This window comes from Mycobacterium sp. TH-M106 (genome assembly GCF_057473765.1).
Genome location: NZ_JBYCLE010000286.1, coordinates 1 through 12,130, shown reverse-complemented (window position 1 = coordinate 12,130; position 12,130 = coordinate 1). Strand labels below are relative to the sequence as shown.

Sequence of the window (12,130 nt, the reverse complement as noted above, 5' to 3'; positions counted from 1 at the left end):
CCCACCGGCCGCGCCGGCACCATCACGCCCGGAAACACCGACTGCGGCAGCAACAGCATCGCGTCGAGCGGGTCGCCGTCCTCGCCGAGGGTGTCGTCGATGAAGCCGTAGTCGGTCGGGTAGGCCATCGCGGTGTAGAGGTAGCGATCCAGCCGGATCTTCCCGGTCTCATGATCGACTTCGTACTTGTTGCGTTGGCCTTTCGGGATCTCGATCGTGACGTCGAACTCCACCGGGTTAGCTCCTTCGGGTCATCTGGACAAGTCTGAACGAATATATCCAATACGGCAGAATTGGGCCAGACAGGCAGGAGAGTCATGCGTCACACCCAGCGGCACCGCGTTCGTCGTAGGCGGGCCACCCGCCTGGGATTCGCGGTGTCGGCGCTGGTGCTGGTAGCCGTCGTCCTGGTGGTGGCGGCCGCGTTGTGGACTTCGGGTGGTCGCGGCGGCAGCGCTGCGACTGAGCCCGCGCCGCCGGCGGCGACGGCCAAACCGGAAGTGGTTCCGGTGCCCGACACCGCGCCGATGCCCACCATCGCCGGACTGGCGGCATCGCTGGCCGCAGCGGTGTCCGACCCCAACCTCGGAACGCTGAGCGGTCGGATCACCGACGCGATGACCGGAACGGAGCTCTGGGCTCAGCAGCGCGATCTGCCCATGCAGCCGGCATCGACCAACAAAGTTCTCACCACGGCCGCAGCACTGCTGGCGCTGGACCGCAACGCCCGGGTCACCACCCGGGTGACAGCCGGCGATCAGCCCGGGGTCATCGTGCTGGTCGGTGGCGGCGACCCGACGTTGTCCGCGGCTCCGCCCGGCCAGCAAACCTGGTATCGGGATGCGGCGCGCATCAGCGACCTCGCCGATCAGGTCCGCCGTAGCGGCGCGGCGCCAACGGCGATACAGGTGGACACCTCAGCGTTCAGCGGGCCGACGATGGCGCCGGGCTGGGATCCTCTGGATATCGAGGGCGGTGACGTCGCCCCGATCGAGTCGGTGATGCTCGACGGGGGACGGATTCAGCCGGTCAGCGTCGAGTCCCGCCGCTCGGTGACCCCCGCGCTGGATGCCGGGCGTGCGCTTGCCGACGCACTCGGCGTCGACACCAGCCGGGTGACGATGGCTCGTTCGGCTAGTTCGGCTAGTTCAGCCACGTCAGCTTCCGGGGCCAACGGGGCCACTGGGGCCACTTCGCCCAGCTCGGCCACCGGCTTGGCCGCTGGACGCGAACTGGCCTCGGTGCGGTCGGCGCCGCTGATCGACCGGTTGGGGGAGATGATGAATGCCTCCGACAACGTCATGGCCGAATGCATCGGCCGTGAAGTGGCGGCGGCCCTGCACCGGCCGCGGTCGTTCTCCGGGGCTGTGGATGCGGTGACCAACCGGCTGGCTACGGCCCACGTCGAGCTGAGCGGCACCACGCTGGTGGATTCCAGCGGGCTGTCGGTCGACGATCGGTTGACGGCGAAGACCCTCGACGAGGTGGTGCAGGCGGCCGCCGGGCGGGGCGAGCCGGCACTGCGGCCGCTGCTGGACATGCTGCCGGTCGCCGGGGGCAGCGGCACCCTGTCCGAGCGTTTCCTCGACCCGGCTGTCGATCACGACACGGCGGGGTGGTTGCGGGCCAAAACCGGCTCGCTGACCCGCACCAACGCGTTAGCCGGCGTGGTCACCGACCGCAGCTGGCGGGTGCTGACGTTCGCGTTGATCTCCAATGACGCCGGCCCGACCGGGCGCACCGCGATCGACGCGGTGGCCGCCATTCTGCGGTCGTGTGGATGCGGATCGTGACAACCTCGTTAGCTGAGTCGTCTGACGTGACCATCGGGCGCGCGGTGGATTGGCGCTTCGCCGCCGCGGTCGGCGGCTGGCTGGCCCGCCCGGCGCCGCCGACCACCGAGTACACCCGCCGCCAGGTGGTCGATGACTTAATCAGCTCGGCCAGGGTCGCTGAACCGCTGGTGCGGGAGGTGACCGGGTTGGGTGACGACGGTGCGGTGCCCGACGCCCGGATCGTCGACCGGCCGCAGTGGATCACCGCGGCCGCCGAATCGATGCGGGTGATGACGGGCGGGACCGAGCGGGCGCATGGTTTTTTCACCGGGCGGGTCACCGGTGCGCAGGCGGGTGCGGTGCTGGCGTTTGTCGCGTCGGGCATTCTCGGCCAGTACGACCCGTTCACCCCCGATAGTGCCGGCAGCCTGTTGTTGGTGTACCCGAACGTGATCGCCGTCGAGCGCCAACTACGGGTGACGCCGGCGGACTTCCGGTTGTGGGTATGCCTGCACGAGGCGACGCATCGGGTGCAGTTCACCGTTAACCCGTGGCTATCGGGCTACATGTCGCAGGCGTTGGCGGTGCTGACCGCCGAAAGCGGTGACGACGCCGTGCAGGTGCTGCTCCGGCTCGCCGGTTACGTCTGGAACCGCCGCTTCGGCGCCCCTGTGGACCCTGTGGACCCTGTGGACCCTGTGACACCCGCGGCCCCTGGGACCGCCACGCCGGGAGGCCCGTCGGGGATTCTGGGCCTGTTACGCGCGGTGCAGTCCGAGGCGCAGCGCACCGCCCTGGACCAGGTGCTGGTGCTCGGCACGCTGCTGGAGGGCCATGCCGACTATGTGATGGACGCCGTCGGCCCCGTCGTGGTGCCGTCAGTGGCGACCATCCGCCGCCGCTTCGACGAACGGCGGCAGCGCAGCCAGCCACCGCTGCAGCGGCTGTTGCGCGCGTTGCTGGGCATCGACGCCAAACTCAGCCAATACACCCGCGGCAGGGCATTCGTCGACCAAGTGGTGGACCGGGTGGGGATGGACCGGTTCAACGCGGTCTGGTCGGATCCGCAGACCTTACCGCTGCCCATGGAGATCGAAGAGCCGCAACGGTGGATCAACCGAGTGCTGTAGCTCAGCTGAGCAAGGCTGTCGCGAAGTTCGCCGAGGCGTACCTGCCCGCCGCCGGCCGATGGTCGGTGGGGCTGTCCGGTGGTGCCGACTCGCTGGCGCTGACCGCGGTCGCCGCGCAGCTGCTGCCCACCACCGCGCTGATCGTCGACCACGGCCTGCAACCCGGATCGGCGTCGGTAGCCGCTACCGCAGCGGCGCAGGCAACGCATCTGGGATGCGTTGGCGCCCAAGTGATATCTGCCTCCGTGGGCATCGACGGCGGCCCCGAGGCTGCGGCCCGCGCAGCCCGTTACGCCGCGCTGGACGAGGCTCGCGGCCACGACCCGGTGTTGCTGGGCCACACGCTCGACGACCAGGCCGAAACGGTGCTGCTCGGGCTGGGCCGCGGTTCGGGCGCCCGCTCGATAGCCGGGATGTTCCCGTACGACCCGCCGTGGTGCCGGCCGCTGCTGGGGGTACGGCGCGACGTGACGCGCGCCGCCTGCTTGGAGCTTGCGCTGACGCCCTGGCAGGATCCGCATAACAACGACCGCCGCTTCACCCGCACCCGGTTGCGTCACGAGGTGCTGCCGCTGCTGGAGGAGGTGCTCGGCGGCGGGGTCGCCGAGGCGTTGGCCCGCACCGCGACGGCGCTGCGGGAGACCACCGAGCTGATCGACTCGCTGGCCGCGCAGGCGTTGCCCGGTGTCACAGCGGGTACCGGGCTGGACACCGACGCCTTGAGCGCGTTGCCCGGCCCGGTCCGGCGTGCGGCGATCCGGTGCTGGCTGCTGGCCGGCGGCGCGACGGGACTGACCGACAGACAAATCCGCGGGGTGGACAGGCTGGTCACCGGGTGGCGCGGTCAGGGCGGGGTCGCGGTCGGGTCCGCATTACGCGGTCAGCGGTTGGTCGCCGGTCGCGGTGACGGTTTGCTGCGGCTACGGCGAGAGCCGATCTGACCCGGCGGTTGGTTGTCGTCGCCGCGCGTGGCACGCTGTGGTCGTGGCTACGAGCTCGCCGGGGGCCTCGTCGGGGCACCCGCCGGAGTTGTACCCGGGTGACATCAAATCGGTGCTGCTGACCGAGGAGCAGATCCGTGCTCGCACCACCGAGCTCGGTGCGCAGATCGGCCGGGACTACCAGGACTGGGGCCTGCTCGAGGGTGCGGATCTGCTGCTGATCACCGTGCTCAAGGGAGCGGTGCTGTTCGTCACGGATCTGGCCCGGGCGATCCCGTTGCCCAGCCAGTTCGAGTTCATGGCGGTCAGCTCGTACGGGTCGTCGACGTCGTCGTCGGGGGTGGTGCGCATCCTCAAAGATCTCGACCGCGATATCAGCAACCGCGATGTGCTGATCGTCGAGGATGTCGTCGACTCGGGGTTGACGTTGTCGTGGCTGTTGCGCAATCTGGCCACCCGCCATCCACGGTCGCTGCGGGTATGCACACTGCTGCGCAAGCCCGACGCGGCGCGCGCCGGCGTCGACATCACCTATGTGGGCTTCGATATCCCGAACGAGTTTGTGGTCGGCTACGGGCTGGACTACCTCGAGCGCTACCGCGACCTGCCCTACATCGGGACCCTCGACCCCCGCGTCTACCAGGAGTAGCCGCGCAAGCGCCGCCGGGTCGCCACCATCGGCTCAGACCAGCTCCCAGACCGCGGTCACCGAAAAGCTCACCGTCTGTTGGCCGGGTTCCACCGGAACCGGTGCGGCCATCGCACCGCGGGGCGCCGGCGTCGGCGCGGGCAACACGGAAAGTGGGGTGTGGCCGGACTCTTCGGAGATCGAGATCACTTTGCCGAGGTGGAGACCGGACAACTGGGCGTATTGTTCGGCGCGGCCTTTCGCGTCGTCGAAGGCGCGCGCCCGCGCGTCACGCACGAGTTGGGAATCGTCGTCGACGAAGTAGCTCACCGAATTGATCCGGGTGGCGTCGCCGCCGGTGCTGACGATCAACGCCAGTGCCTGCGACGCGGAGTCCGAGGCAACCTTGACCCGAATCGTGTTGTCGGCGCGGTAGCCGGTGATGGCAGCTCCACCTCCAGCGGCACCGTCCGGATTGCCGTACTGCGGCTGCAAACTGACCGTGGTGGTGCTGATGTCCTTGCGGCTCACGCCGGCGTCCACCAGCGCGGTGATGACCGCCTGCTGGCGTTCGCTGCTCTGGTTCATCGCGGCTGTGACATCAGAGGCGACGAACTCGATGCCCACGTCAGCAGTCAACCTGTCCGGCACGCCTTGGACCTGCCCGGAACCGATGACCGTCACCCGGCGCGGGTTGTCGCCGGCCGCTCCCGGATTGGCGTCGCATCCGGACAGCGTCACGGCGGTCAGACCCACAATCACGCCGAGCGCCTTGGCGCTGCGTGCAGTCGACATGTCTGGCACCCTAGCGCCTCGGCGGTCGGACCGGCACCGGCGACTACCGTTGAGGCCAGAACCTGGTCACGCAAACTAAGGAGCTGCCCACCATGACTGACCCGTCGAGAGCGTTGGCCACGGCGATCGAACCGTTTGCAGCGCAGGTGTACTTCGCCCCGGAGTGCCACCGTGGCTATGCGGCACTGGGTTTCGGACCCAGTCCCGGCAAGACCGGCGAGGTCGAGATGCCCGACGGGCCCGCCTACTTCTGTAGCCGCGGCTCGGTCATGGGACAGGTGCCCGGTGAGGTGGTCGCCGCGGCCTTCGCGGTGTTCAACCCGGCCGTCGTGGTGCCTGCGGTCACCCGCGGCTGGGGCCTGACCGACGCCCGGACCATTTGCCGGGTGCGCACCGACGGTGCGCTGGCCCAGCTTCGCCGCGTCCTCGGCGACAGCCCAGACGGTCTCGACCGCGCGCTGGAGTTGTTACGGCGGGCGACGGATTCACTGCCGTTGGCCGGCAAACCACTGTTTGCCGGCCTGGTGGCCCAAGGTCTCCCCGGTGAACCACTGGCCGACGCGTGGCGGCTGGCGGACCAGCTGCGCGAATACCGCGGCGACGTGCACGTGAATGCCTGGACCACAGCCGGTTTCGACGCCGTCGAGATCGGTCTGATCACCGAGGCGTACTGGGGCCTGCCGCTACGCAGCTACATGCGGACCAGGGCCTGGGCCGACGACGACCTGACTGGCGCCGAGGAGCGGCTGGTCGCTAGGGGGCTGATCCGCGAAGGCGCGTTGACCGATGCCGGCCGGGCCTCGCGCGAGGCCGTCGAGGTGACCACCGACGACGGATGTGCGCCGATCATCGCCGGACTCGGTGACGACCTCGACGACCTGGTAGGCCTGGTGGGTGAGTGGTCGCGGCAGCTGCAGTCGGCCGGGGGCTATCCGCCGGCGGGGCCGCAGGATCTCGCGGCCGCCGCCCAGCGTTGACCGGTCTAATCACGGTTCGCCTCGATGAGGCTGACCACGTCGCGCTGCATCGGCAGGCAGAGCGGTTGCGGGTGGGGCCTGGCGCCCTGGCCCGCATGTTGGTGCATGCCGGACCTGAGCGGCCTCTTCTTGCGACCGCTTCAGCGAGTTGACAAGCTCGCGATGCCTCAGGATGTCGAGCGTCTCTTCGAGTGCGTCGAGGTCGTCGGGGCTCACCACATCTCAGTCCATCTCGACCGCCGCGCCCAACGGGAGCGCCACCACAGCGACCCGTGACCCGGAGTCGTTCCACCGCTACGTCGGCCCCGCTACGGCGTGACCAGAATCTTGCAGTGCCGGTCCGGGTCAGCCAGGTCGTCGAAGGCCGCGCCCACCCCGTCCAGTCCGACCTCGCCGGTGATCAACGGCGTCACGTCGATCTCGCCGTCGGCGATGGCCCGCAACGATTCGGCGAACTCGCCCGGGTCGTAGGCGAGCACGAACTGCACGTTGATCTCCTTGGCGATGGCAAAGAACGGATGCACGGTGTCGGGCTGCATGCACACCCCGACGACGACGATCCGGCTGCCGACCGGGGTGCGTCGCAGCACGTCGTCGATGACGCCCGGCACCCCGACCGCCTCGAAGATCGCCTTCGGCGTCACCGTGTCGAACGGCGACCCTTCAGCCGGGTCGATGGTCTGGTGCGCGCCCATCGTCGTCGCGAGGCGAAATGCAGGTCGGACCCGCAGATGCCGCACGCTTTCACCGCGACCAGCACCTGGCCGGGCCCAGGCACCGGATCGGGTACGTCCTCACGGCACACCATGCGGCCGGCGCGCAGCACCGCCGCGCGCATCAGCCCTGTTCCGCCTGCTGCTTGAGCTCGTCGGTGTGCTCGCCGACCGCTTTCATGATCGCCTCCCCGGCTCGCCCGAACAGCCGATCGCGCATGCCTTTAGCCCAGTCATGGGAGGCCCGCGGCGCGGTCAGCTGTCCTTGGAAGTGCGGAATCACGTTGCGGGCCAGCAATTCATAGCAGTGGTAGGTGGCCGCGGGCGGCGCCCAGTCGTGGCCGAGCAGCAGCAGGGTGCCGAATCCACCGGACCGGTCGAGCAGGTCGGTGATGTAGGCGATCGCATCGTCGGGTGTGCCGATGCAGCAGTTGCCGGTCGCGGCGTAGGTTTCGACGAACTCCCGCGGCGACCGCGGGGAGCCCTCGACGGCGTTGGCCAACGGAACGAAGCCGGCCGCGCCGAAGTAGTTCGCGAAGTCGGCCAGCCCGTAGGTGCAGTCCTCGACGGACCGGGTTGGGATCAGCTGGCGGTTTTGTTGGCCAGTAGCGGCTAAATCGACTTGTCGGACCCTTCTGGGAGTATCTGGGTAGCGAGCCCGGTATTCGCGGTTTGTGGTACTGGTTTGTAGGTCATTGTTGGCCATCTGTGATGGTGTGTTCGGTCTACGTGGAAGGGGCGAAGGTGTGGGCGAGAGGCGCGTGAAAGCTGTTGTCAGCGCGTCGCTGTCAGGTGGTTACGACAAGCGCTACGTCGTGGTTGATGAGGCGACCGGCGAAGTCCTCGATGACGCTCAGGGCTATGGATACAAGAGCGCGCAGAACGCGCATCGGGCGTATGCGTACAGGTCGATGCCGCCGAAGAAGAAGCGCCAACGAGACGCGGTCAAACGGCAGGTACAGCGCTGGTGCGCCACGCACCAAGACGTCATGGGCCACGTCGAGCAGGCGATGTTCTACGCGATGAAAGACGGCGTGACCGTTGCTGAGGCAGACGTGCGGGCGATCCTGGCCGAACATGGCGTGGAGTTGCCGTTCGACGTCAACGACCTGATGAAGCATTGCTGACATGTCCGCCCAGGTCTGCGCGCCGCCCCGGATGCTCTGTGAAATGCCACGCGGCGATGAGGATGCCGCCGATGGCTAACCGTGGTCCCGACGACTACGTGTCGGCGACCGTGACGGCGCACCGGTTGGGGGTGTCGACGCGCACGTTGCGTCGCTACACCGCTGAGGGGCGGCTGCCGGATGCGCGCGGCGCCGGCGGGCGGCGGATCTTTCGGGTCGGCGACTTGGACGCGATCGCCCGCAAACCTGGGGCAGGCAAGGCGGTTGGGTATGCGCGGGTCTCCTCGCGGCGCCAACAGGCCGAAGGGGACCTCGACCGGCAGGTGGCCCGGCTGCGGGCGCACGCCGATGATGCCCTGGTGGTGTTCACCGATGTCGCGTCGGGGTTGTCGGATCGGCGGGCCGGACTGCGTAAAGCGCTAAACGAGTGCATGAAACCCGGTGTGGATCGGCTGCTGGTGGAGCACCCGGACCGGCTGGCCCGGTTCGGCGTCGGGGTGATCGAGAACCTGCTGGCCGGCTACGGGGTGACGGTGATCTACACCGGCCAGCCCGAGGACGAGTCGGCCGAATCGGAGCTGGTGCGCGACATGCTGGCGATCGTGACCAGTTTCGCCGGCCGCCTATACGGGCAGCGGTCGGCGAAAACGAAACGGCTGCGCGCGGCGGTGACGGCCGAAACCGGAAGCGGTGATGCCGCGTGACCGAACGCAAACTGCGCTCATGGCGCGGGGTGAAACCGGTGGCCGCTCCGGTGGGAGTGGCGATCACCACGCGGCTGCGCACGTCTGCCGACGACGAGTTGGTGCTCGATCGGGTCGCTGCGCATCTGGGCCGGTTGCGGCGCGCGGATCTGGCCGCGACATCTCGGCGCGAACCGGTGGATCCCCTGTTGAGTGACGACAAGCGCCGCCGGGTGCGCCGCGCCCGGCTGAACGCCCGCAAGAAGGCGCTGACCGCGCAATCCTCGGCACGGTGGGCCAATGCGATCATCGCCGGCAACGATGACCAGCACCGGCTGGCCCGCGACGCCCAGCACCGCCACACCATCGGGTTGCGGGCGGCGATCGCCACCATCGACAAACGCCTGGCCGCCCCCACCGCCGACACTCTCACCGCCGGTGAGCGCAAAGCCCGCCGCAAAGCCAAGGAGCCCAAGGGCTACGCCAGCCAGGCGGAACGGTTCCAAAAGCAACAGCGGCTGCAGCATCTGCGCGCCGAGCTCGCCCGCACCGAAGCCGACCGCGCCGATCACCGGGTGCGCGTCGTGGAAGGCGGGAAGCGGCTGGCCAAGATGCGTCACCATCTGCGCGATGCCGGTCTGACCGCCGATGGCTGGCGCGACAGGTGGGACGCCGCCCGGTATCGGATCACTGCTAACGGCTCCCCAGATGAGCCGTTCGGCAACCTGACCATCACCGTCACCCCGACTGGTGAAATCAGTGTCCGGTTGCCCAAACCATTGGAGCACATGGCCAACGCCGCACGCGGGCGCTACGTGTTGTCGTGTCCCGCGAAATTTCCCTACCGCCACGACGAATGGGCTCAGCGGATCAGCAGCGCTAACTCGGTGTCTTACACGATCACCCGCAAACCCGGCCGTGCTGGCCGGTATCTGAGCGCGGCGTGGGCGATCCCCTCGGTGCCCTACTGGGTGGGACGTGACGGCTGCGGCCCCGGTGACGATGTGCACACCATAGGCCCGGTGGTCGGGGTGGACCTCAACGACGGGCATCTCGCGGTGAGCCGCCTGGACGCCAACGGCAACCCGGTCGGGGCCGCGCAGCGCATCGACATCGACCTGTCGGGCAGTGCTTCGCGCCGCGATGCCCAACTACGCCACGCCATCACGAAACTGCTGCGCTACACCCAACGGCACGCCATCGGTGCGATCGCGGTCGAGGATCTCGACTTCGCCGACGCGCGGGCCCTCGGACGGGAAACGATGGGCCGCGGCGCCCGCGGGAAGCGCTTCCGCGCCACCGTGTCGGGGATCCCGACGGCGGTGTTCCGCAACCGGCTGGCCGGCATGTGCCACCGGGCCGGTGTCGAGGTGTTCGCGGTCAACCCCGCCTACAGCAGCGTTTGGGGCGCTCAACACTGGCAGCGCCCCTATAAAAACGTCACCCGTCACCAGGCCGCGGCCACGGTTATCGGGCGTCGCGCCCAAGGCTATTCGGCCCGGCGACGGAAAGGTGTGACACCGCAGCGACCGGAGGATCGCGCGGTGAGAGCTGCCCACCAGACCGGACCAGACAGCCAACAGGTGAGCACCGGTAGCCGACACCGGCCAAGGATGCGAGGAACCGCATCTCGCCCGCCTCGCCGGAACGCACGCGGCGATCCGGGCCGGGCAACCGTTACCCCGGCGTTGGCCAACAACGGCCAACTTCAGTTGTAACGATGAAACGGCGTGATGAAGACTCCGAACCGCAGTGGCGCGGCTGGTGCGGCGATCACAGCTGCAGTCCGGACAGGAACTCCAACAGCGCCGCGTTGACCTCGCCGGGCCGTTCCTGCTGCAGCCAGTGCCCGGCGCCGTCGATCATCACCTCTCGGTAGCAGCCGGTGACCAGTTCCGTGGCTCGGTCGCGACGGGTGAAGCCCAGCACCGGGTCGGCGGTTCCGGCGATGAACAGCACCGGGACGTCGATGGTGGCGGCCACCGGGTCGGCCAGGATCTCCCAGTTGCGGTCGAGATTGCGATACCAGTTCAAGCCGCCGGTGAACCCGGTGCGGGCGAATTCGGTGACGTAGTGGTCGAACTCGTCGGCGCTGATCCAATCCGGCAGCCCGTCCGGTTCGGGAAACCGGTCGATGAGGCCCATCGGACCCGGAGCGAGCATCCGGGCCGCAGCGGCTGGATCTCCGGCGCGTTGCAGACCGCCCAGCATCCTGCGCATGGTGCGGGCCGGGTCGGATGCGAGTTCGGCGTCGGCGACACCTGGCTGTTGGAAATAGAGCATGTAGAAGAAGTTCTCACCGAAGATCTTGCGGAACGCCACCGTGGGCGGCACCCGCGGACGGGGCACCGGTGGGACGCTCAACCCCGCCACCGCCGCCACCCGGTCGGGGTGCAGCTGCGCGGCGCTCCAGGCGACGGGGGCGCCCCAGTCGTGGCCGACCCAGACTGCGCGCTGCGCGCCGACGTCGTCGAGCAGGCCGGCCAGGTCGGCGGTGAGGGCGGCGATGTCGTAGGCGGCGACCTCCTCAGGTCGCGACGAGCCGCCGTAACCGCGTTGATCGGGGGCCAATACGTGGAAACCCGCGTCGGCCAGGGCCGGGATCTGGTGACGCCACGAGTAGGCCAGTTCCGGGAAGCCGTGCGCCAAGATCACCACCGGGGTGCCGGAACTTCGGTCGCCTGCTTCGGTGACCCGCAACACCACACCATTGGTCTCGACTACGCGTTCAGCAGGGGCGGGCGTAGAGACGCTCATCGTCTCACCAAAGCACAACCACACCGTGCTGAGAAGGGGTTGCGAACCGGCTCAGCCACGTCGGCAACGGCCATGGGCGGTAGCCTTGACTGTTACCGCTACCACCGGAAGGAGTCGGCCGACCCCATGACGTTGATGGCCGATGCTTGATGAATCGGAAAAACGTGGTCCGCACGCTCACGGCGATCGCCGTGGTGCTGCTGCTCGGCTGGTCGTTCTTCTACTTCAGCGACGACACCCGCGGATACCAGCCCGTCGACACTTCGGTGGCGGTGGCGCAGATCCATGACGGCAACGTCAAGAGCGCGCAGATCGACGACCGCGAGCAGCAGCTGCGGTTGACCCTGGACAAGGCCACCAGCGCCACCGACGGCTCAGACAAGATCATCGCCAAGTACCCGACCGGGTACGCGGTCACCCTCTATGACGCGTTGAGTGGCAAGAAAGCCGAGATCAACACCGTCGTCAACCAAGGCAGCATCCTCGGTTCGCTGCTGGTCTACATGCTGCCGCTGCTGTTGCTGGTCGGGCTGTTCGTGATGTTCTCGCGGATGCAGGGCGGGGCCCGGATGGGCTTCGGTTTCGGCAAGTCGCGGGCCAAGCA

The 12,130-nt window shown here is 68.5% G+C and carries 13 protein-coding genes and 2 pseudogenes; 9 read left to right on the top strand and 6 right to left on the bottom strand.

The window, feature by feature from the left end; all coding sequences use genetic code 11:
• Window positions 1-233: inorganic diphosphatase (locus tag AC2VOP_RS09935; protein WP_486960793.1), on the bottom strand; the 233-nt coding region annotated here is incomplete at its 3' end.
• An 84-nt stretch (window positions 234-317) separates the two neighbouring features.
• On the opposite strand from AC2VOP_RS09935, the gene dacB reads away from it, so the two are divergent.
• Genes dacB through hpt form a run of 4 tightly spaced genes read left to right on the top strand, consistent with a single transcriptional unit; the run spans window position 318 to window position 4,495 of the window.
• Window positions 318-1,793, top strand: coding sequence for a D-alanyl-D-alanine carboxypeptidase/D-alanyl-D-alanine endopeptidase (dacB, locus tag AC2VOP_RS09930; RefSeq protein ID WP_486960792.1), 1,476 nt, complete (start codon window positions 318-320; stop codon window positions 1,791-1,793).
• Window positions 1,781-2,905 carry a zinc-dependent metalloprotease gene (locus AC2VOP_RS09925; RefSeq protein WP_486960791.1) on the top strand — a complete coding sequence of 375 codons (1,125 nt, stop codon included), beginning with the start codon at window positions 1,781-1,783 and terminating at the stop codon, window positions 2,903-2,905. Before dacB ends, AC2VOP_RS09925 begins: the two co-directional genes overlap by 13 nt.
• Window positions 2,884-3,846, top strand: a complete 963-nt coding sequence (gene tilS / locus AC2VOP_RS09920) for a tRNA lysidine(34) synthetase TilS (protein ID WP_486960790.1) — start codon at window positions 2,884-2,886, stop codon at window positions 3,844-3,846. The genes AC2VOP_RS09925 and tilS overlap by 22 nt, the downstream gene beginning before the upstream one ends.
• A 37-nt stretch (window positions 3,847-3,883) precedes the next feature.
• The gene (hpt, locus tag AC2VOP_RS09915) at window positions 3,884-4,495 is read left to right on the top strand and encodes a hypoxanthine phosphoribosyltransferase (RefSeq protein ID WP_486960789.1); all 612 of its coding nucleotides are present in this window, start codon (window positions 3,884-3,886) and stop codon (window positions 4,493-4,495) included.
• 33 nt (window positions 4,496-4,528) lie between these two features.
• On the opposite strand, the gene AC2VOP_RS09910 is transcribed toward hpt, so the two are convergent.
• On the bottom strand, window positions 4,529-5,269 hold the full coding sequence (locus tag AC2VOP_RS09910) for an SIMPL domain-containing protein (protein WP_486960788.1): 741 nt from the start codon (window positions 5,267-5,269) through the stop codon (window positions 4,529-4,531).
• Between the two features lie 92 nt (window positions 5,270-5,361).
• Here AC2VOP_RS09910 and AC2VOP_RS09905 point away from each other — a divergent pair, with 92 nt between their 5' ends.
• Window positions 5,362-6,246, top strand: a complete 885-nt coding sequence (locus AC2VOP_RS09905) for an SCO6745 family protein (protein ID WP_486960787.1) — start codon at window positions 5,362-5,364, stop codon at window positions 6,244-6,246.
• Window positions 6,247-6,554: 308 nt separating this feature from the next.
• Here the strand turns inward: AC2VOP_RS09905 and AC2VOP_RS09900 are convergent.
• From AC2VOP_RS09900 to AC2VOP_RS09890, 3 genes and pseudogenes are all read right to left on the bottom strand, one after another.
• A pseudogene (locus AC2VOP_RS09900) lies at window positions 6,555-6,953 on the bottom strand (zinc-binding dehydrogenase); the annotation flags it as partial.
• On the bottom strand, window positions 6,887-7,054 hold the full coding sequence (locus tag AC2VOP_RS09895; RefSeq protein ID WP_486960794.1) for an alcohol dehydrogenase catalytic domain-containing protein: 168 nt from the start codon (window positions 7,052-7,054) through the stop codon (window positions 6,887-6,889). The gene AC2VOP_RS09895 and the pseudogene AC2VOP_RS09900, both read right to left, overlap by 67 nt.
• Before the next feature lie 29 nt (window positions 7,055-7,083).
• Window positions 7,084-7,533: pseudogene (locus AC2VOP_RS09890) on the bottom strand (LLM class flavin-dependent oxidoreductase); the annotation flags it as partial.
• 187 nt (window positions 7,534-7,720) lie between these two features.
• Here AC2VOP_RS09890 and AC2VOP_RS09885 point away from each other — a divergent pair.
• The 3 genes from AC2VOP_RS09885 (at window position 7,721) to AC2VOP_RS09875 (ending at window position 10,487) form a co-directional block, all read left to right on the top strand.
• Entirely contained in the window at window positions 7,721-8,086 is a 366-nt protein-coding gene (locus AC2VOP_RS09885; RefSeq protein ID WP_486960786.1) for a hypothetical protein, read from the top strand.
• A 71-nt stretch (window positions 8,087-8,157) separates the two neighbouring features.
• Window positions 8,158-8,790, top strand: a complete 633-nt coding sequence (locus AC2VOP_RS09880; RefSeq protein WP_486960785.1) for an IS607 family transposase — start codon at window positions 8,158-8,160, stop codon at window positions 8,788-8,790.
• On the top strand, window positions 8,787-10,487 hold the full coding sequence (locus tag AC2VOP_RS09875; protein WP_486960784.1) for a hypothetical protein: 1,701 nt from the start codon (window positions 8,787-8,789) through the stop codon (window positions 10,485-10,487). Before AC2VOP_RS09880 ends, AC2VOP_RS09875 begins: the two co-directional genes overlap by 4 nt.
• Window positions 10,488-10,542: 55 nt before the next feature.
• Here AC2VOP_RS09875 and AC2VOP_RS09870 read toward each other — a convergent pair whose 3' ends face one another.
• Complete coding sequence (locus tag AC2VOP_RS09870; RefSeq protein ID WP_486960783.1) at window positions 10,543-11,526, bottom strand: alpha/beta fold hydrolase; 984 nt, start codon at window positions 11,524-11,526, stop codon at window positions 10,543-10,545.
• Window positions 11,527-11,675: 149 nt separating this feature from the next.
• Here AC2VOP_RS09870 and AC2VOP_RS09865 point away from each other — a divergent pair.
• Window positions 11,676-12,130: ATP-dependent metallopeptidase FtsH/Yme1/Tma family protein (locus AC2VOP_RS09865; RefSeq protein WP_486960782.1), on the top strand; the 455-nt coding region annotated here is incomplete at its 3' end.